Here is a 21,413-nt window from a genome sequence, read left to right as displayed (position 1 = left end):
TTCTAGTAATCAAATTTCTTGGTTAAAACTTTCATTTGGAAAATTGTTAAAGCAAGTATGAACAGGAATAAGATAACGGTTGCCGCAGAAGCTAATCCCATATCGAATTGCTTAAAGGCTAGCTGGTAGATGTAAACTACAACTGAAATGGTTGAATTTAAAGGACCGCCACTTCCATCCATGCTCATATTAATGACTTGGGTAAAGGAAACTTGAATAAAGGTAATCGTTCCAATTACTGCAGAAAATACAATCGTTGGATTCAGTAAAGGAACCGTTACATACCAAAATTTTTGCCAACCGGTCGCTCCATCAATTTCAGCAGCTTCATAAAGCATTTCTGGTATATTCTCTAACCCAGCTAAGAAGAGAACCATTTGAAAACCAATGGATTGCCAAATCATTGCAGCGATGATGACATAAATTGCTTGATCTGGTGAGTTTAAGAATGGTTGAGCAGAGAAACCTAAATTAACTAATATATCATTAATAATCCCGTTACCCATTAGAATCCACTGAAATACCCAACTGATTGCAACAATACTAGTTACATAGGGAATGAAATAGATAACTCTGAAAAAACCAACAAATCGATTAATTTTATGAAGTAATAATGCTACAATTATCCCAAATAATAATTGACCAGAAACCCCTAAAAGAATATAGATGAAAGTATTAAAAATGGATTTAATAAAGATTTCATCCTGGAATAGTGTTACATAATTTTCTAAACCAACGAAAGGTTGTATATCTGTTGAAAGAAGGTTCCAATCTCTAAATCCCACGTTAAACGTAAATAAAGTAGGTAAAATTCGGATCCCGAGATAAAATATAATTGGAAGCAATAAACAAGTGTATACAAATAAATATTTTTGATATCTAAGATTCCCTCTAAATTTATGAAGAAGGGAGGTTTTTTCCTTTTTAACTTGTGTTGTTTTATTGTTCTGATTCTGCGGTGATTTGAATTGCTCCATGCTGCACCTCCTTTAAGTGGTAAGGACCAAGGTGTGTCACCTTGATCCTTTCGTTAAAGATTGCTTATTTTTCCCAGTATTCATCATAAAGTTTTTGAGTAGCTTCTACTAATTGATTAAACGCTTCTTCCGGATCTTGACCTTCCATTAACACCCGATTAGCAGCATCTATTACAAGATCCCGTTCCCGAGTTTCATCTACAAAGAAATGCGCATTAGCAAAAGGCAAGGATTCGATAAAAGGACCATAAATTTCATCGTTTACATATTTATCCTGCATGGCAACCGATTCTTTTGCAGGTAATTCACCAGTTGCATCTAACCATCTTTCCATAACATCATCACTTGTTAGGAATTCTAAAAATTTAGTGGCTGCTTCTAGTTTTTCTCCTTCAACACGGGCAGTAATCCCATTTGTCCAGAAAGAAGCATTTGTTGATTGTACGTCTTTGCCAGGAAGTGGTGCTATTGCATAATTTAAATCAGGTGCATCACTTTGCAATGTACCTACCCTAAAAGAACCGTCAATATTCATTGCAGCTTTTTCCGTTACAAATGCTGTCACATCATCTGTATAAAAACCTTGTTCAGATGTTCCTAGCTCAGTAGGGAAGCTTAACCAATATTTAAATGCTTCTAAACCAGCTGGGTTATCTGCCCAGACAACTTCCTTTCTATCTTCACTTAATACTTGTCCGCCTGCTTGTAGTGTAAGACCATCTCTAAGCCAATGGTGACCTTGTTGTGCTGGTTCCCATGCCATTCCAGATTGTTCTAGACGGCCATTACCATCAGCTTTGGTTAATTGAACGGCATAGTCTTCAAGCTCTTCCCATGTTTGTGGAGGAGAGTTAGGATCAAGGCCTGCTTCTTCAAATAAATCCTTATTATAAAACAGTGCGAGTGTTCTTACTGAAGTTGGTATTGTCCAATATTCGCCATCCATTTTCGTGGCTTCCACTAATGGAAAGAATTCACTCTCTATTTCTTCATGTGGGAAAGCGTCCTGTGGTAGTGGCTGTAAGTAACCTGCATCTACGTAGGTAGGCACCCATCCGTAGAATAAGTTAATAACATCGGGTCCTTTACCAGCTGGAACTTGCGCAGCAACCTGTTCATTGTATTGATCATATGGAAAATTGGTTTGCTTTACTTTAATTCCAGGATTTGCTTCTTCGAATTCCGCAATTAATTCATCCATTAAGTTAACCTTAGAATCAAATGAGTATTGCCAGTATTCAAGTGTGATGTCGCCATCTTCTTGATTAGCAGAACTTTCATCATCACTAGAACATGCTGCAAACACAACCGATAACAATATTGCAAGCAGAGTCAATTGCCACTTTTTAAACATAATAAAACCCCCTAATATAATATTTTAAAGGACCGGAGTCTCTTTAAATTAAATTTAAAATCTATACTTTTAAAATTGATTCATGTTCCTTAAGTATGAGGTACCCGGCACCTAGCAAAGAGACATCTTCAACTGTTGTGATAGTGATGTCCGTTTGTACAGGTAAGTGTTTTTCTAAGTTGGAAGTTAAATATGGCAAAAAGTGGTTCATTGATTTAGAAATCCCGCCCCCTAATACAACTTTCTCAGGGTTGATAATTGAAATAACATTAATTAATGCAAAAGAAAGATGGGATAGGGAATCATTTACTGTTTTCAATGCTATTTGGTCGCCATCAATTGCCATTTGGAAAACCTTTTTTGCAGTCCATTTTTCTTCACTTTTCTGACTGTGTTGAAGCATTCTTTTGGCAATAGACGGTCCTCCTACGTGACTATCTAAGAATCCGTAGCCCCTAAAAGTTTGCTCGTATTTTTTATCAGCAGCATCTTTATCTGTTACCATATAACCAATTTCTCCTGCAGCGTATGATGCTCCGCGATAAAGCTGTCCGTTAATTATAATTCCGCACCCGATACCAGTTCCTAGTGTAATCATAATCATATTATTGTTTTTTTTGCCGGCGCCTTTCCAATATTCACCGAGCGCCGCAACATTTACATCATTATCGATATAAACAGGACATGAGAGATGGGATTCAAGTTGAGATTGCAGCGGTATATTTTTCCAGCTTAGACTTGGCGCATCAATGACAATTCCGCTATCAACATCCGTAATACCTGGAACGCCAACGCCAACTCCAAATAACATGCTGCTTTCTAATCCTTCTTGCTCTATAAGGGTGTTTACGTAGTCGGCAATTGATTGAATAAAGTTACTACCTACATGTTTTTGTGTAGAAAAAGCGGTCTTACTTATAATTTTTCCTGCTAAATTCATAATGGCCATTTCAACTAATGTCCCGCCAATATCAATTCCAACAATATAGGCTGCGTTTTCATTAAAGAATATTTGAAATGGTTTCCGACCACCTGCTGAACTTGCTCTTTCACTTTCTTTCTCTCGAATCCATCCTTCCTCTAAAAGTTCATCAACTATATTAGAGACTGTAGGTTTACTTAGTTTTAGTGCTTTTGCAATATCTGATCGAGAATGTCCATCTTTTCGTTGAATATAATGTAAAACTTTCCGTTTGTTTAAATGTTTTAGTAAGTTGGAATCTGTGGGGACATTACGGATAGCGATAGTTTTTCACTCCTTTCAAAATCAATAATGTTTCGATAGGTTAGTAAAGTTAACTTATTAATTGAAAATTATAATACTATTAATCTCTCTGAATGTCAACGTTTACATAACTAAAAATAAAGTTAATTTTAATTTGAGTTACTATTTTTAAAATTAACACTTTACAAAAGAGAATACAATCCGCTACAATGATTGGTAAGTAAGGTTAACTAACTGTAAAGAAATATAATACACAATATTGAGGTGTAGGATATGAATAGAATGAAGGAGCAGTTTGAAGCGGCTGAAGGAGTTGAATTTCCTGGTAAGACCTATATGGATGAACTGCTAAAGCCGGTATTTGATGATCAAAAAAAGTATTTATTTGAAGCAATGTTTAAAATCCATAAAGCACATACTATTATGTTGATGGAGCAGGGGATTTTAACAGGTGATGAGTGTACTGAAATTTTAGAAGCTGTGAAGCAGGTAGAATGTATTGACCGAACTGAATTAATGTATTCTTCTCAACATGAGGATCTTTTTTTTCTTGTTGAGTCTCGTTTAGGGGATCTTATCGGGACTGATCTAGCAGGAAAAATGCATATTGCAAAAAGCAGAAATGATATGGGAGAAGCGATGTATCGCATTGTTATTAGAGATTATATTGAACAAGTGATTATAGAAGCGGAACAATTAAATAAAGCAATTCTTTATCAGGCAGAAAAACATACTGAATCAATTATGCCAGCTCATACGCATACACAACCTGCTCAGCCAACAACATTCGGGCACTACCTTGTAGCCATTTATGATAATTTAGATCGAGACATTCAAAGATTGAAACAGGCTTATGCAACAGTGAATAAATCACCAATGGGTGCAGCTGCAATTACTACTACAGGGTTTCCTATAAATAGAGAGCGTATGGTAGAATTGCTTGAATTTGATGGACTAATAGAGAATTCATATGATGCAATTGGAACAGGTGATTATCTAATTGAAGCAGCGCAGGCTTTAGTTAGTTTAATGACGAATATGGGGAGATGGCTTCAAGAGTTGTTACGTATGGCATCAAAAGAGGTAGGCTTAATAAAGGTTTCTAATGCATACGTTCAAATTAGCAGTATTATGCCTCAAAAAAGAAATCCAGTTTCGATTGAGCATTCTCGTGCAATTGCAAGCAGTGCGGCTGCAGAAGGGCTGGCGGTAGTTCATATGATTCATAACACCCCTTTTGGAGATATAAATGATACGGAAGACGATCTGCAACCACATTTATATGCAGGTTATCAAAAAGCTACACGAGTGTTGCGATTAATGCGTGCTGTTATGCTTACGTTGGAGTTTAATAAGGGACGTGCTTATCAACAAGCGAGAGAAAATTTGATAACGATTACAGAGCTTGCGGATGTATTGGCAAGGGATTACCATATTTCATTTCGGGCAGCACATAAAAAAGCAAGTGTAATTGCCAAAAACGTAGAAGAAGCAGGAAAAGAACTATATGAAATTTCACTATCGAAAGTAAATGAATGGCTTAGCGATGTTCAACTTAAAAATGAAGATTGGCAAGCAATTATTGATCCAAAACAATTTGTAGCACGAAGAAGCATAACTGGTGGGACAAACCCTGATGTCGTAAGAGGGATGATTGAGAAGAGAAAGAAGTAGTTCCTGGTTAGTAGTATATTAAGCTGAGAGAAGATAGCTTTCAAGTGAAAATATGGAAGTCGATCTTCTTGCAATTAAGGCATTAATTAATCAACGAATTCTTTCATATTTCTACTTGCTAATCATGATAAGTATTGTGTTGCCTATCATATATGTATACAAGAACAAAAGCGCAAGCGCCCGGTTAGCGACGTACGGACTGGACTGATCCGTAGGAGATAAAGGAAACACGGCGACCGCAGGGAGCTGATGTTGACTTATCGTACGGAGGTGAGGGAAGTCTCGCTAGTCGCTGGGCGCTGGAGCTGGACGTAGCCGTTTAGGTAACTAAGTTATCCACAGCATTCAAATTTTATAGTTTCCTGGTGCAAATAAAAAAATACCCTTCTAAGGATGCAAGAAGGGTATTTTCCATGGGAATTATATTATTGCAGGTTCATTTATTACTTCTTCCAATGAAATGTAATTATATCCAAGATCGTGGGCAACGGCTTCATAGGTTACTTTTCCATTGATGACATTCACACCAGTGCCAATTGCAGGGTTATCCTGGATCGCTTTAGCAACCCCTTTTGCGCCTATTTGTGCTGCGTATGGCACGGTAACATTCGTTAAGCCAACTGTTGCAGTACGTGGTACAGCGCCAGGGATATTCGCAACTGCATAATGAAGTACATCATGTTTTACATAGATTGGATCATCATGAGTAGTAGGGTGGTCAACAGTTTCAAAATTTCCACCTTGGTCAATTGCGACATCGACAATCACGGATCCCGGCTGCATAGACCTAACCATGTCTTCACTAACAAGCTTCGGTGCCTTTGCACCTGGAATTAAAACCGAACCAATAACTAAATCAGAAGTTTTCACTGCTTCTGCAATATTGTAAGGGTTAGACATTAACGTTTGAATGCTTGAACCAAAGATATCATCTAGTTCACGTAAACGAGTTGGGTTCAAATCAATAATGGTAACTTCAGCTCCAAGACCGAGCGCAATGCGAGCAGCGTTCGTACCTACAACACCACCGCCAATGATAGTAACTTTTCCACGGTTAACACCTGGAATTCCACTTAGCAGAACTCCTTTACCGCCTTTTGATTTCTCAAGGTATTGTGCTCCGATTTGAGTTGCCATTCGACCAGCAACTTCACTCATTGGAGTAAGCAATGGCAATGTACGGTTAACCGTAATCGTCTCATAAGCAATTGCAGTTACTTTATTTTCCACTAACGCTTGGGCTAATTCTGGCTCTGCTGCTAAGTGGAGATATGTGAATAGTATTAACCCTTCACGAAAATACTTATATTCAGATGGGAGCGGCTCTTTTACTTTCATAATCATTTCGGATTTTGACCAAATCTCTGAAGCGCTATCAATGATGGAAGCACCAGCTTCGATATACTCTTCGTTTGTAAAGCTGCTTCCTAAGCCCGCGTCCTTTTCAATAATGACTGTTTGCCCTGCTTTTACTAAATTCACTACCCCTGCAGGTGTCATTGCAACACGGTTTTCATTATTTTTAATCTCTTTGAGTACCCCTATAATCATGTTTACCATCTCCTCAAAAGCTATTTATAATCTTATGATAACGCTTTCTTTTGGTATTTTCTTCATTAAAAAAGATGAAAAAAAGAAGGGTGGTTTGTGTATTTGCACAAATCACCCTTCATGCATGCGTTCCATAATAAAATCTAAATAAACGAGAGTCTTCTGTTTTGGGTCCTTTAAGTCCAGCATAGCGACTTCCCGAATTCGTTTTAGACGATAGTTCATCGTATTCGGATGAATAAATAATTCCTTTGCTGTTTGATAAACATTGCAATCACAGTTTAAATAAGCTTGTAAAGAATCGGTAAGGGAAGTGTGGTGTTTCTTATCATATGATCGTAATCTTTCAATGTATTTATTCTTCCGACTTTTACTTGCTTTTTGAATCGCAAACAGCTCTTCTATAAATTGATAGACTCCGAGGTCTTCATATAAATAGATACCTTTTAGATCTTTTGCATATTTTTCTTTTAGATTTAATACGCTTAGTGCTTGTTTATAGCTCTCATTTATTTGCTTCGCTTCACCATAAAAGATTCCAGCTGAACCGTTGACATTTTTTAATGCAAGTTGGTTACTGATTTTTTCTATAATTTGTTTGATAAATTCCCCTAATAAATAGGCCGGATCTTCCTTTTTACGATGATGACGAACAAGGACAATAAATTCATGACTATCAAATAGGCGAAAAAGGGATTTAACTTGTAACTGTGTTTCTGCTAAATAGTATGCATACTTTTCAATTTGCTCCGTTATTTGATCTTCAAATCGTATGACAACGACTGCAAGCTCACCCTCTAATTGAACGTTAAGTTGTTTTGCTTGCTGGTTTAATTTATCGGTGTCCTTAATTTGTCCAGTAAGTAATTGCCAAAAGAGGTCATTATAACTTTCTTCTGATTTTCTATTCCGTTTCGGGTGCTTGAAGAATAATTTACGAACTTGCTTAGCGACTTCCTGCAGTAGTTCGAGTTCATCTTTACCCAGTTTTTTATTACCAGTATGTGCCCATATAAACCCCAGAATTTCATTTTTTTCACGAATGGATATAGCTACACGATTTCCGAGCCCGATTTCATTAATTTGTGGGATGACAACAGCTTCATCTTGATCGATAAGTTTAGACATAACACCTTTTTTCCAGAGCCCATTAATTACATTATCCGGGACTTTTCGATTCATAATGGTGCCGATTCGTGCTTCGTCAATATTTTCTTTATGCTTACTGTAGGATACAACATGATGGTTAGAATCTTCTATTGTAATAGGACACTCGAATATTTCACCAATCCAATCAGCTAACTGATCGGCTGAATCAAATTCTTCATTCATTCTGCTTTTTAAAAGCTCTAGGTGATTAGTTTTATCGCGCATGAAATATACCTTCCTCTTCAGTAGCTGTTGTAGCCTGTTATGTTAGTAAAATAAACGTAACACAAATAGGATTTGAGTAGATAAACGAACTTTCTAATTCACATTTTAGTATATACACAAATAGATTTCATCTTTTAGCTGTTATAATTTAAAAGGAAACATCTGAAGGGGGAGACACGATGAAAAATACACTTAAAATTGGAAGCGCTTTTATAGGAGTGATTGTTGGAGCAGGATTTGCTTCTGGACAAGAAGTATTACAGTACTTTACTAGCTTTGGAGTTATGGGTATTGTTGGTGCAATTATTGCAAGCGCTTTATTTGCGTATGTTGGGATGGTGCTTGTTTGGTTGGGCAGCCGTGCACAAACAACATCTCATAAAGGGGTAATCTATAATATAAGCGGTCGATATCTTGGAAAGGTTATTGACTATATTCTTATTTTTACTTTGTTTGGAGTAGGGGTAGTAATGATTGCTGGAGCAGGATCAAATTTAAATCAGCAATTTGGCATGCCGTATGTTTTTGGGACAACCTTGATGTTGTTGCTTGTAATCTTAACAGGGATGTTAAAAGTTGATCGGATTGTTTCCATCATTGGGAGTATTACTCCTTTTCTAGTACTGTTTGTCTTAATCATTTCAGTATATAGTTTTCTAACATTGGATGGATCGTTCGCAGCTCTCGATAGTCTCGCGAGGGAACAGCCAACTTCATTACCGAACTGGTTTATCTCGGGAATTAATTATGTTTCCTTTAATACGGCAGTGGGAGCATCAATGGCAATTGTTATGGGTGGGACTGAAGCAAATAGAAAAACAGCTGCAATCGGTGGGCTAGTTGGGGGGCTTGGTCTAGGAGTTTTAATTTTACTTAGCCACTTTGCTATTTTTGCTAAGATAGAAGAGGTTGGCAGCTTAGATATGCCAATGCTGGGCATCGTAAATAATTTATCGCCACTACTTGGTGTGGTGATGTCAATTGTTATATTTGGAATGATTTATAATACAGCGGTCAGTATGTTCTTCTCATTTGTCGTACGATTTGCAGAGGTTGGAACAAAACGTTATAAGCCATTCCTAATAGGAACGATGATTGTTGCATATGTTGCAAGCTTTGCAGGATTTACACACTTAGTCAGTTATTTTTATCCGCTGATTGGGTATCTCGGGCTTGTTCTTATTGCAGTACTAATCATTACGCCATTTAGAATGAAAAAAATTGAAAAGGAAAGCCATCTAGAAATGGAAGATGAGCAACAGAGGGAGTTAGGGTAAAAGAGTATAGCGTTTATAAATTCAAAAGGATTGTAACATATCAGCATGTGTGCAATTGAAAAATAATAAAACCCTACAGGACAAAATTCCTGTAGGGTTTAACTTAGTTTTCTTCGATTTCTTTGCGGTTTTTCTTAAATAGCTTGGATAGTAATTCATAAACAAGCGGTACAACAAGCAATGTTAATAAGGTTGAGCTTGCTAGACCTCCGATTACTGTAATACCAAGGCCTTTTGAGATTAAACCGCCACCGCCATTACCAAATGCTAATGGAAGTAATGCGCCCATTGTTGCTAGAGCTGTCATTAAGATTGGGCGAAGACGTGTTGCTCCAGCTTCGAGAATAGCTTCTCGTAATCCCATTCCATCTCGCTCCATGTGGATGATTCGATCGACAAGGACGATTGCATTTGTTACAACAATACCGATTAACATGAGGAGACCCATCATAACGGAAACTGAAATGGTTTCCCCGGCGATAAGTAATCCGACAAATGAACCGATAATCGCGAATGGTAGGGAGAATAGAATTGCAAATGGTGCAAGTCCTTCACCAAACGTGACAACTAAAATAAAGTAAACGATCGCGATTGCAGCAAGCATTGCAATACCGAGCTGGGTAAATGTTTCTTCCATATCTGCTGCAACACCAGCGACCCCCATTGTTACACCTTTTGGTAAGTCGAGCTCTTCAATTGCTGCATCAACGTCAGCAGTTGCTTTTGAAATATCATCTTCTGTAATCGTTCCGGTAACAGTAGCGTAGTACTCATTGTTACTACGTGATAGTGTATTCATCGTTGTTCCTTCTTCAACCGTTACAAGTTCCGAAAGTGGAATTGTTGTTCCGGGCTCCATTTGTAATGGAACTGGAATATCCAGCATTTCCTCAATTGACTGCGGATCGAAAGTCTGCTCCTGTTGTACGATAACATCAAGTGTTTCGCCATCTTTTTCAACTGTTGTGATGATATCCTTTGTTGACGAGGTATTTAGCATCATAACAATTTGACCAGTTGTTAAACCGTATTGCAGTAGGTCTTGCTGATCTACTTTTAATACATGTTCAACATATGCATCCTCTGCACTTGACGAAACATCATCAATTCCATCGATTTTACCTACTTCTTCTTCAACCATGTGGACAGCTTCGGTTAGATTATCTAAATCCTCGCTATAGAATGTATAGCTTACTTCATTCGTTGCCATTCCCATAGAAGAGAAGTCTTGGCTTTTCCACTCACCTGATTGATCGATGTTTGTGACATACTCTAAGATTTCGTCACGTGCCTGCGGGAAATCTTCCATGTCTGGGTCGAAGATCAAGTACATTAATGCACCGCCAGCTCCGCCGCCCATCATAGCTGCATTTGGATCTGCTGTTTCTGAATCATTTACAGAAAGCTGAACAATATCGATATCTTCATGTGTTAATAATTCGTCTTCAACCTCTGTAATGTTTTCAAGTGTATCATCCATTAATTCGCCAGCTTCAGGTGTATACGTTAGGTACATAACCTTCTCTTCTTCACTGCCTAAGAAGCTGAAGCCGATTAGTGGTGTCAGCATCAAGCTGCCTACTAACAATAGTATTGATACGATGGACATAATCACTTTATGATTTAGTGTCCAGTCGAGAACCTTTTTATAGCTTCTCGCAAGTTTTCCTTGTTCCTTATGCTGGCTTTCTGTTTTTTCACTATATAATTTTTTCTTAAATAAGAAATGTGAAAGTGCAGGTACGATTGTAATCGCAACGATTAGTGAAGCAAGAAGTGCAAATGTCATGGTTAATGCAAATGGCATAAACAATTCGCCAACCATCCCACCGACAAAAATAAGTGGTGCGAAAACCGCAACAGTAACGATGGTTGAAGATAGAATTGGTTTGTACATTTCTATGGTTGCCTCGCGGACAAGCGCTCTTCCAGAAAGTTTTTCTTCTTTCAAATGAATCCTGCGATAAATATTTTCTACTACAACGATGGAGTCGTCAATTACCCGGCCAATTGCAACGGTGACTGCACCCAGCGTCATAATATTTAATGTAATATCCATCCAGTTTAGCAGAAGTAATGCCATAAATACGGATACTGGAATCGAGATAATGGAAATAATCGTTGATTTAAAGTCACGCAAGAAAAGTAATATAATCAAAACAGCAATTAAGCCGCCGAACAATGCTTTTTCAATCATAGTATTGACGGAATCCTGAATTGGCTGACCTTGGTCAAGGGATACATCAATAATTAATCCTTCATTCGCTTCTACTTCTTCTTCAACTAGGTCTTTTACTTCATTTACAACGTCGACCGTATTATCCTGTTGACCTTTGACAATTTGGATTGCTATTGCGTCCTCGCCATTTGTACGGGAGACAGACTCTACTTTACCAACAGTCTCGATAGTTGCAATATCTCCTAGTTCTACAAATGGAGCAGGGTTTGATTCTGATGGTGTTACTGGTATAAGCATTCCTTTAAGCTCATCTTCTGTCATGAACTTTCCATCTACTGCTACCGCCTGTTCACCTTCTTCAAATTCATACAGCCCTAGAGAAACAGCCATATCACTAGCTTGTATCATTTCCTCAACCGTATCTTCTGTGATATCAAGCTCTGCCATCAATTCCTGATCATATGTCAGCTCTACCTCTTCAATGTGTTGCCCTGTGATAGTAGCAGATGCAACACCATCGAGTTTTTCGATTTTTGGTAGGAGGTTGTCGTTAACGGTTGATGTTAACTCCACAATATCTTCTGTTGAACTACTGACACTTAATGCTACGACTGGCATCATGTTCATGCTAATCGATGAGATGATTGGTTCCTGTGCATCATCTGGCAATGTGACATTATCCAGTGCTGATTGCAGTTCACGTTTTTTCTCATCCATATCAATTCCGTAATCATATTCAACTTGAATATTTGCGATATTAGATGATGAATTGGAATAAACGGCCTTAATGTCTTCCAGCCCGTTAATTGCTTTTTCAATTGGTATGGAAACTTCATCCATAACCTGTTCTGGAGTTGCACCTGGATATACATCCATCACCATGAGGTAAGGAATATTAATATCCGGAATCATCTCCGTTTTCATTCGCGTCCCTGAATAAATACCTGAAGCAGTAATAATAATAGTCAGCAGCCATACTGCCAGTTTATTTTTCAGGACAAAATTTACAATACCTTTCACCTTTACACCTGCCCTTATTTGACTTATGATACTACGTTATTTATAATAATGACTACTTGGTCAATTGTCAATGTTAGAAGCGGGAAAGGAAGTGGAAAATGTGGCAAAAAAACAACTAATTATGGATAAGGCACTGGAGCTTTTTGCAAAGCAAGGTTTTAGCGCAACCTCGATTCAGCAAATAACCGATCATTGCGGGATTTCAAAAGGAGCTTTTTACTTATCGTTTAAGTCAAAGGATGCACTGATTCTAGCTATAATTGACCACTTTATGATGAAATATGTATCAAGCATTGACTACTTGGTCAGAAGTGAAGATGATAAGGAAAAACTCTTATATGAATTTTACCACTTATGTTTTGACTCGTACTATGAGCACTCTGAATTCGCGAAAATTTTTATTCAAGAACAGGCACATTCATTAAATGATGAATTGATAATAAAAATGCGTTATTATAGTCAGTTAATCGAGGAGTCCATTTTATATATGGTGGAGAAAATATACGGTTATGAAGTAGAACAAATGAAATACGATCTCGTATATTGTATTCAAGGTTTCATGAAAACATATTCAGAACTTTTTTTCTTCCTTAATTTACAAGTTAATTTAGATACACTTTGCAAATCGCTCGTTGAAAAAACGAATTTATTAGCTGCATATACAACAATTCCATTTTTGACTAAAGATTTCGTTCAATTAATGAAAAAACCATTAAATGAAGAAATAACAAGAGAAGAAATGATGATGCTGATGGACCATGCATTAGACGAAGTTGAAGGGGAAATTGAAAGAGAATCACTGACTTTATTGAAGGAAGAGCTTTGGAATCCAAGCTTAAGCAGGGCATTAATAAGTGGTTTGCTGGAAAATATTCGTCATCATGGAGAATGTCAAGCGATCTATTTTAAACTGCGACATCACTTTAGTTTTGAATAATGGGCAGATCGGAAAACTACTTATGCGAATTGGATAAGTAGTTTTTTCTATGGATGCAGAAAAATAAAGCAGATAGCTTTCGTTCTGTGGTAAAATAATAGTTTGACTTGAATATTTACAGCTAGGAGATAACATAAAATGAAGATGGACAATTATTATTATCATTTTTTGGAACAGATGAATAAAGAGCTGGCATTTGTTGCTAGAGAACTTGAAAATAGTATATTTGCCAGCCCGCGGACAATGCTGACACATGCAAGGGTTTTTGTAGAAACAATTTTGCAGCTTGTAATGAAAGAGGAAGAACTTCCTTCTAAAATAAGCCTGACACTAATCGAGAGAATTGACACGTTAAATGATAATGGATACATAACAATAGAGGTTCGGGATGCTTTACATTCTGTACGAATGCTAGGCAATCAAGCTGCACATGATACACGGAAATTCCGTTACTCAGAGGCGCTGCAATCATGGGAAGCTGTTTATGTAATTGTAAGATGGTATGTGGAGACATATGGACCGATTGAATTTATATTTCCGGAATACCAGGATCCAGCAGCGAAGGGACAAGAATTCTACGATATTTCAGAGATAGAAATTCGTTTAGGTGCATTGGAGCAGTTGTTAAATGCTTCGGTAGGGAAGCATGATAAAAATCTTGAATCTGATGAAAAGAAGAAATCAGTTGCAGAAGAAACTTCTGATCCACTACCACCAGGCTTTACTACAATTCGAAAGCTTGTATATAAAAAGATGGAGTTGGAAATCCCGTATTTCCTTAGGGATGCATTTCTGTTACCGCAGCGTTTTGAGCGTTCAGAGATGTTCTTGATTCGACTTGGTGCAGAGCAGCAAGCGCGAATCATGAGTGAACTTCCAAATAATCTAGAAGGGCTTTCAACACATGTAAAACGCTACAAAGCTAAAAATGAAGAAATACTATTTGAAGAATTAGAAGTTTTTATCGAGGAAGAGAAACAAAGAAGAGAAATTATGTTAGATCGTCCTGGCGAATTATTTTTCTTTTTCAAAGAAGAGTACCTCGTTGTAACAGAGGAACTGGCTAAGCTAGCATTAAATGAGGATATATTTTCAGGTTTCCCAAGTTTATTAAAACAACTGCGTAAGGATCAAATGGTCACAGTTGGGCAATTGCCCAAAGAATTGGTTATTTTAGCTAAGTATGACAATGTGGGAATTGGCACGATTAAAAGTCTATTTGAGCAAATGAAACAAATCCAAACAACCAGCACTACCGCTGCTGTTAATTAAGGCAGTGGTGTAACAGTCATAATAACCAGGAGGTAATACTCCCGGTTTATTTTTGTATGTGAAGATTTTTATAAAAATAGGCATCCATGGATTTTTGTCAATATCAAATACAAAAGTTCATAAATTAGAAATAAATGTTTGACAAAAATGTGAACGTGGTAAATAATAAATACAAAGGGAGGTCATTTCAAATGAAAACACATGCGGCAATGTTGAATGCAGTAAAATATATTTGTGGTACGTTAGTTTTCCTTGGAATTTCCATATTTTCTTACGGGGTATATGTAAGCGATTACCAAGGGCTGGTTGGTATTGGTGTAGGTACAGTCATGAGTGCTGCGTTTATATGGATAATGGGTACGTTTCTCGTTGTGACCGAAGAAATGATTCACAAACCTGGCGAGGGGAAGAGAAGCGTTTTGTAATGCATTAAATTGTAAATGAAAAAGCGAGCGTCTATAATCAGACGCTCGCTTTGCTATTGCTTCTTTGGGAAACTATAAAGTTTAAATGCTGTAGATAACTTAGTTACCGAAACAGCCACGTCCAGCTCCAGCGCTAAAGCGTTAGTGAGACTTCCTTCACCTCCGAACGAAAAGAAGACTTGCCGATTGGCTGCGCCAGAGGGTTAGTCGCACTTATACCCTTGTGGTGAAAGTCAACATCGACTCCCTACGGTCGCCGTATTTCCTTTATCTTCTACGTAACAATGTTCGGCAAGCCGAACCACCCCAAAATACGGGGCGCAGTCCGTACGTCGCTAATCGGGCGCTTCTGCTTTTGTGCTTTACATATCCCATACCATTGCAAGTAATGAACCAAAAATGGTCACTAAAGCAATTAAGGCACTGTAGTATAAGGTTGTGTAAATTGTTCTCTTATCATCACTCTCACCAGCATGCATAAACAGGACGAACTGTACAATTGCTTGAACAAAAGCTGTTACAAGCAAGATAGTCATGCCTGCGGTAAATGACATATCCATGAAGTATACGCTCAGCGCAACTACGGTAAGTAGCAATGAGAAGATAAAGCCATTGACTTGCTTTATTGGAAATAATTCCTTCATGTTACATCATTCCTTTCAAGTAGATGAAGCTGAAAATGAAAATCCACATAACATCTAGAAAATGCCAGTACAGTGAGTAATTAAATGATTTATTGGCTGTTTCTGGATTTAGCCCGTGCTTTTTAACTTGCAAGAAGATAGCTATTCCCCAGAACAATCCAAATGTTACGTGAGCACCGTGTGTTCCAAGTGTTGTTAATAAAATACCAGTAAATGCACTTGTTTGTAATGTTGCTCCTACATGATAATAGTGAACAAATTCATAAATCTCAACCGAAAGGAACGTCGCTCCAAGGAGGAGTGTGATACCTAAGAACCACAACATTGCTTTTGGTCGGTTTAAACGCATAGCGTTAATTGCAAGACCGATTGTAAAACTACTAGTTAAAAGTACAACTGTCTCGATTAAAACAGGTGTTATTTCAAAGATTTCAGCACCGCTTGGCCCATTTCCAAATCTGTTTTCATATATGAAATAGGATGTAAATAGTGTTGCAAAAAGCATAATTTCAGCACCCAGGAAAATCCAGAAGCCTAATATATTCATTTCATTTTTGTGTGTGCTATATTCAAGAGGTTGCGAGTGATCTATCTTCATTTCGAAGCACCTCCAAATTTCTCTTCCGTTTCCTTCACTTCGTCAGCAGAAATATAGCGTCCCTGATCATTTTCGAATGAACTGTACATCATACATGCGAAGAAGGCAATGGCAGCAATGATAACAGCCGGCCAAATACTGAAGACGAACGAGAATCCAAATACAAATAAAATACCTGCCATTATAATTGGAATACCACTATTATTTGGCATATGGATTTTATCGATTTTACCTTTGAATAAAGTATGTTTCTTTTTCTTATGATCCCAGAATGCTTCACTGGAATTTACTTCAGGTTCAATTGCAAAGTTGTATTCAGGAACCGGGTTATGCGTTGCCCATTCTAATGAACGTGCGTTCCATGGATCGTCACCAACGTTTCTAGGTGAGTTTTTAATACTATAGAAAATATTATAGGCGATCAGGATAAATGCAATTGCCATTAAACCTGCTCCTACAAACGAAAGCATATTCAATGGAGTGAATCCAGTTGACTCTGAGTATGTGTACATACGGCGAGCTTGCCCGTCTAATCCAGTGATGTACATCGGGAAGAAAGCTAAAACAAAGCCGACAACATTAAACCAGAAAGCCCATTTTCCAATTCGCTCGTTCAGAATAAAGCCAAACATTTTTGGCCACCAATACGTAAGACCAGCTAGCATCGCATAAACAACACCAGGAATAATTGTATTGTGGAAGTGAGCTACTAAGAACATCGTATTATGATACTGATAGTCAGCACTTGCCATTGCAAGCATTACTCCAGTTACTCCACCAACTGTGAAAAGTGGGATGAAGGCTACTGAATAAAGCATTGGAACGGTGAACCTAATCTTACCTTTCCACATCGTTAGGAGCCAGTTAAATATCTTAATCCCGGTTGGTATGGCGATTGCCATTGTTGTAATCGAGAAGATACTATTAGTTAATGCTCCCTGTCCCATTGTAAAGAAATGGTGTACCCATACAAAGAATGAGAGTAGGGAAATTAGTACCATGGAAGCTACCATTGATTTATACCCATATAAGTTACGTTGTGAGAAGGTCGAAATAATCTCACTGTAAATACCGAATGCTGGCAGAATTAAAATGTAAACTTCTGGATGGCCCCAAACCCAGAAAAGGTTGGCCCAGTACATATCCATACCACCATTACCTGTTGCAAAGAATGATGTACCGAATTGACGGTCGAACGTTCCCATTAAGAGCGCTACAGTTAACACTGGGAAAGCAAATACAATAATAACATTTGTGATAAGAGCTGACCATGTAAACATTGGCATTTTCATTAATTTCATACCAGGAGCTCTCATTTTGAAAATCGTTACAACAAAGTTAATTCCTGTCATTAGTGTACCAATTCCAGAAATTTGAAGAGCCCACATGTAATAGTTAACACCAACAGATTGGCTAAACTCATTACTTGCTAGTGGGAAGTAATTGGTCCAACCAGCGTCAGGTGATCCACCGATAACAAACGATATGTTAAATAGCATTGCTCCGGCAAAGAATAACCAAAAGCTAAGTGCGTTTAGTCGCGGAAAAGCAACGTCACGAGCACCAATTTGCAGTGGCACAACGTAGTTCATTAAACCAATAACGAACGGCATTGCCATAAAGAAGATCATTACAACTCCGTGCGTTGTAAAAACCTCATTATAATGTTGAGCGTTTAAAAATTCCATTTCCGGGCTAGAAAGCTGAAGACGCATCATGACAGCGTCCGCACCACCACGGAATAACATGACTAAAGCGGAAATCAAATACATAATCCCGATTCGTTTATGGTCAGTTGTTGTTAACCATTCGTTCCATAAATAGCCCCATTTTTTAAAGTAAGTTAATCCTGCAACGATTGCGATGGAAACAAGAACAATTGCAACCATAGATGCATAGATCATTGGATCTGGATGGGGTATAGCGAATCTTTCAAAAAATTCCATGTTTGTTACTCCTTTCGAGAAGTTCAAGTACATTTAGATTAGTAATCTAGCTGTTTTGTTCGTAGTCTTTCAATTAATGATGATCGTGTTCTGAATCATCATGTTCATCCTCGGATTGTTCCGTATCATCAGATGAACCGTGATTATGCCCACCATGCTCACCCTCAGGTGGTGGTGAAAATTCTAAATGTGTTCCAGTGAAAGCAAGTTGACCTAGATGACCAGGTTCTAATAATTCATTGAATATATCTTCTGTTAATGGATCAGCCGTAGCATGAATATCATCTACCCAAGTATCGAATTCATCTTGCGGCATTGCGATAACGTTAAATGTGTTTTCAGCAAAACCTTCACCACTAAAGTTTGCATTTCTACCCATAAACTCTCCAGCTGATTCAGCCGCTAAATTAATTGTCGTTACCATGTCTGCCATCGCATATTTTTGTCCGGCTAACTGCGGTACCCAAAAACTTGTAATTGGACCATGTGAGTAAAGCTTGAACTGGACGGAACGATCTGTTGGGATAAATACATAATTGACTGTTTCAATATCTTGTTCTGGATAGCTGAAATGCCATTTCCAGTTAGATGAAGAAGCATATATCACCAACGGTTCCTGATCCTCATATCCTTCTGGTACTGTTTCAACTTGGTATGTTGAGACAACAGAAACGATAGATAAGAAGATAACAATTAAAATTGGAATACCAACAATAATTCCTTCGACAATAGGATTCCCCTCAATATGTGGTGGTTCATAATCATCATCCTGTTTAGATGCGCGGTATTTTACTAGGATAATGATAAGTAATACAAGTACGGTAATAACAATGAATGCCATAGTAATGATGGATAACCATATAACATCAGCAGTCGTTGCAGCTTGTGGTCCTTTTGGATCTAAGACAAGTAATGGCTCACAACCTGTTAACACTGTAGCTATAGTGAAAATGAATGTTAGTAGGGTCCATTTAAGTTTCATGTATATACCCCTTTCTGTTAAATTATCTGTTTTTTTGCGCCAATATAAAGGTAAACACAATTATCGTCCTATATAATAGTACGCAAACGATAAAAATACAAGAGTATGAGAAATGCTTCACAAAATGTTCATGAAGATTTGTAGATTTGGTGGAGATAGGCAAATTTTGGACGCGTAGGTATTAAAAATAGTTGCTTTAATTGCAAAAATGTGCTCCATATTTTTGCGGTTAGCTAATGAAAAACTTTCCCACTATTAATGAAGGAAAGTTTTTTTCTAATTTAGCTGTATTTTCATACTAGACTCATAGTCTATTAAAAATTGAATGAATTATGAATCGGTTCATAAACTTGATAAAGACAATAAAAAATTTATTTGTATTATGTGGACTAAAGGTATATGATATGATTTATGTCATTAGAAAAATTCGGGTGATCAATGTATAGTTTAATGTAAGGGAGAAGAATTTATGGAACCATCAATCAATCATAATGACCGGCCAAAGTATGGTATTTTAGCAATACTTATGGTCGGTGCATTTATTTCATTTTTAAATAATACACTGCTAAATGTTGCACTGCCATCTATCATGTTAGACCTTGATGTAAGTACATCTGTCGTCCAGTGGTTAACGACGGGGTATATGTTAATTAATGGTATATTGATTCCAACGACAGCTTTTTTAATTCAAAAATATTCTGTTCGCCGATTGTTCTTAGTTGCAATGGGTCTGTTTTTTTGTGGAACTTTAATTGCAGGTATTGCGCATACATTCCCGATCTTGCTGGCTGCGCGAATGGTTCAGGCATCTGGATCCGCAATTATGATGCCATTATTAATGAATGTTATGTTAATAAGCTTTCCAATCGCTAAACGAGGAACTGCAATGGGAGTCTTCGGTTTGATTTTAATGTTTGCTCCAGCAATTGGACCAACGCTTTCTGGTTGGATTATTGAACACTATGATTGGAGAATGCTATTTCATTTTATAACTCCAATTGCTGCTGTTGTATTTTTGCTCGGCTTTTTTCTATTAAAGGATAAGAAAGAAAAAGTGATTATTACGTTAGATATTCTTTCTTTAATTTTGTCCAGTATTGGATTCGGAGGATTATTATACGGTTTTAGCTCTGCTGGATCAAAGGGCTGGGATAGCTTACAGGTATATGGAACAATTATCCTTGGGGTTATTGCGCTTATCTGGTTTATCCTTCGTCAATCAAAGCTTGAGAAGCCCATGTTAAATTTCAATGTGTTTAAATATCCCATGTTTACGTTGGCATCCATCATATCGATGGTCGTTAATATTGCAATGTTTTCTGGTTTTCTTTTGTTACCGATCTATGCACAAACGATTCGTGGGATTTCGCCAATGGATACGGGGTTAATGCTATTACCGGGAGCTCTTCTGAATGCATTTATGTCACCAATCACAGGTAGACTGTTTGATAGATATGGCGGGCGAGTACTGGCGCTTGTTGGTTTATCGATTATGACAATTACAACGTATTGCTTTAGTAACTTAACGTTTGAGACAGGTTACATTACGTTAATGGCACTGCATGGAATGCGTATGTTAGGTCTATCCATGGTTATGATGCCGGTATCAACGAACGGCTTAAATCAGTTGCCTGCTGAATATTACCCGCATGGAACAGCGATGAATAATACGCTGAATCAGGTTTCTGGAGCGATTGGAACTGCATTGTTAATAACGATCATGTCAATTCGAGAAAATGTGTATGCAAACCGTTTAACTGAGGCAGTAGTAGGCGGTCCGACTTCGGAGGTGCAGCAACAAATAGCTTTAGAAGCAATGCTAGGTGGAATTAATGATGCATTCTTTATTTCGACCTTTATTATCGCAGTAGCTATAATCCTTGCCAGCTTTTTAAAACGAGCCAAGCAAGGGGATATAAAAATGAGTAAATAGTTTATAACCCTGATACGATTCGTGTATCGGGGTTATTTATTTGTG

The 21,413-nt window shown here is 37.6% G+C and carries 16 protein-coding genes; 6 read left to right on the top strand and 10 right to left on the bottom strand.

Features of this window, described 5'->3' with window-relative positions; genetic code table 11:
• Nucleotides 1–2 precede the first annotated feature (2 nt).
• The 3 genes from NST46_RS18620 to NST46_RS18610 form a co-directional block, all read right to left on the bottom strand.
• On the bottom strand, nucleotides 3–977 hold the full coding sequence (locus tag NST46_RS18620) for a carbohydrate ABC transporter permease (protein WP_118890284.1): 975 nt from the start codon (nucleotides 975–977) through the stop codon (nucleotides 3–5).
• Between the two features lie 64 nt (nucleotides 978–1,041).
• Nucleotides 1,042–2,331, bottom strand: coding sequence for an extracellular solute-binding protein (locus NST46_RS18615; RefSeq protein ID WP_303450216.1), 1,290 nt, complete (start codon nucleotides 2,329–2,331; stop codon nucleotides 1,042–1,044).
• Between the two features lie 61 nt (nucleotides 2,332–2,392).
• Nucleotides 2,393–3,571, bottom strand: coding sequence for an ROK family transcriptional regulator (locus tag NST46_RS18610; protein WP_419776333.1), 1,179 nt, complete (start codon nucleotides 3,569–3,571; stop codon nucleotides 2,393–2,395).
• Between the two features lie 258 nt (nucleotides 3,572–3,829).
• Here NST46_RS18610 and argH point away from each other — a divergent pair, with 258 nt between their 5' ends.
• The gene (argH, locus tag NST46_RS18605) at nucleotides 3,830–5,230 is read left to right on the top strand and encodes an argininosuccinate lyase (RefSeq protein WP_251659970.1); all 1,401 of its coding nucleotides are present in this window, start codon (nucleotides 3,830–3,832) and stop codon (nucleotides 5,228–5,230) included.
• A 420-nt stretch (nucleotides 5,231–5,650) separates the two neighbouring features.
• On the opposite strand, the gene ald is transcribed toward argH, so the two are convergent.
• On the bottom strand, nucleotides 5,651–6,781 hold the full coding sequence (gene ald / locus NST46_RS18600) for an alanine dehydrogenase (RefSeq protein ID WP_095307467.1): 1,131 nt from the start codon (nucleotides 6,779–6,781) through the stop codon (nucleotides 5,651–5,653).
• A gap of 111 nt (nucleotides 6,782–6,892) precedes the next feature.
• Nucleotides 6,893–8,155 (bottom strand): PucR family transcriptional regulator, encoded by a 1,263-nt coding sequence (locus NST46_RS18595; RefSeq protein ID WP_118890288.1) that lies wholly within the window; start codon nucleotides 8,153–8,155, stop codon nucleotides 6,893–6,895.
• Between the two features lie 179 nt (nucleotides 8,156–8,334).
• On the opposite strand from NST46_RS18595, the gene NST46_RS18590 reads away from it, so the two are divergent.
• Nucleotides 8,335–9,432 (top strand): YkvI family membrane protein, encoded by a 1,098-nt coding sequence (locus tag NST46_RS18590; RefSeq protein ID WP_095307462.1) that lies wholly within the window; start codon nucleotides 8,335–8,337, stop codon nucleotides 9,430–9,432.
• A 103-nt stretch (nucleotides 9,433–9,535) separates the two neighbouring features.
• On the opposite strand, the gene NST46_RS18585 is transcribed toward NST46_RS18590, so the two are convergent.
• Nucleotides 9,536–12,631 (bottom strand): efflux RND transporter permease subunit, encoded by a 3,096-nt coding sequence (locus NST46_RS18585; protein WP_341137572.1) that lies wholly within the window; start codon nucleotides 12,629–12,631, stop codon nucleotides 9,536–9,538.
• A 100-nt stretch (nucleotides 12,632–12,731) separates the two neighbouring features.
• Here NST46_RS18585 and NST46_RS18580 point away from each other — a divergent pair, with 100 nt between their 5' ends.
• The 3 genes from NST46_RS18580 (at nucleotide 12,732) to NST46_RS18570 (ending at nucleotide 15,265) form a co-directional block, all read left to right on the top strand.
• Nucleotides 12,732–13,568, top strand: a complete 837-nt coding sequence (locus tag NST46_RS18580) for a TetR/AcrR family transcriptional regulator (RefSeq protein ID WP_095307458.1) — start codon at nucleotides 12,732–12,734, stop codon at nucleotides 13,566–13,568.
• A gap of 138 nt (nucleotides 13,569–13,706) precedes the next feature.
• On the top strand, nucleotides 13,707–14,840 hold the full coding sequence (locus NST46_RS18575) for a DUF4145 domain-containing protein (RefSeq protein ID WP_341137571.1): 1,134 nt from the start codon (nucleotides 13,707–13,709) through the stop codon (nucleotides 14,838–14,840).
• Nucleotides 14,841–15,031: 191 nt separating this feature from the next.
• Nucleotides 15,032–15,265, top strand: a complete 234-nt coding sequence (locus NST46_RS18570) for a hypothetical protein (RefSeq protein WP_341137570.1) — start codon at nucleotides 15,032–15,034, stop codon at nucleotides 15,263–15,265.
• Nucleotides 15,266–15,627: 362 nt separating this feature from the next.
• Here the strand turns inward: NST46_RS18570 and qoxD are convergent, their stop codons facing one another.
• The 4 genes from qoxD to qoxA all read right to left on the bottom strand — a co-directional run bounded on the left by qoxD (nucleotide 15,628) and on the right by qoxA (nucleotide 19,435).
• Nucleotides 15,628–15,909, bottom strand: a complete 282-nt coding sequence (gene qoxD / locus NST46_RS18565; RefSeq protein ID WP_095307453.1) for a cytochrome aa3 quinol oxidase subunit IV — start codon at nucleotides 15,907–15,909, stop codon at nucleotides 15,628–15,630.
• Between the two features lies 1 nt (nucleotide 15,910).
• Nucleotides 15,911–16,507, bottom strand: coding sequence for a cytochrome (ubi)quinol oxidase subunit III (locus tag NST46_RS18560; RefSeq protein ID WP_095307450.1), 597 nt, complete (start codon nucleotides 16,505–16,507; stop codon nucleotides 15,911–15,913).
• Entirely contained in the window at nucleotides 16,504–18,453 is a 1,950-nt protein-coding gene (gene qoxB, locus NST46_RS18555; protein ID WP_095307449.1) for a cytochrome aa3 quinol oxidase subunit I, read from the bottom strand. The genes NST46_RS18560 and qoxB overlap by 4 nt, the downstream gene beginning before the upstream one ends.
• A gap of 73 nt (nucleotides 18,454–18,526) precedes the next feature.
• Nucleotides 18,527–19,435, bottom strand: a complete 909-nt coding sequence (gene qoxA / locus NST46_RS18550) for a cytochrome aa3 quinol oxidase subunit II (RefSeq protein ID WP_118890290.1) — start codon at nucleotides 19,433–19,435, stop codon at nucleotides 18,527–18,529.
• Between the two features lie 469 nt (nucleotides 19,436–19,904).
• On the opposite strand from qoxA, the gene NST46_RS18545 reads away from it, so the two are divergent.
• Entirely contained in the window at nucleotides 19,905–21,368 is a 1,464-nt protein-coding gene (locus NST46_RS18545) for a DHA2 family efflux MFS transporter permease subunit (RefSeq protein ID WP_340001804.1), read from the top strand.
• The last annotated feature ends 45 nt before the right edge of the window (nucleotides 21,369–21,413 follow it).

Source organism: Oceanobacillus sp. FSL W7-1309 (assembly GCF_038002145.1).
Classification (GTDB): domain Bacteria; phylum Bacillota; class Bacilli; order Bacillales; family Amphibacillaceae; genus Oceanobacillus; species Oceanobacillus profundus.
Note: the sequence above shows the minus strand (reverse complement) of the source record. Positions and strands in the feature narration are given on the sequence as shown.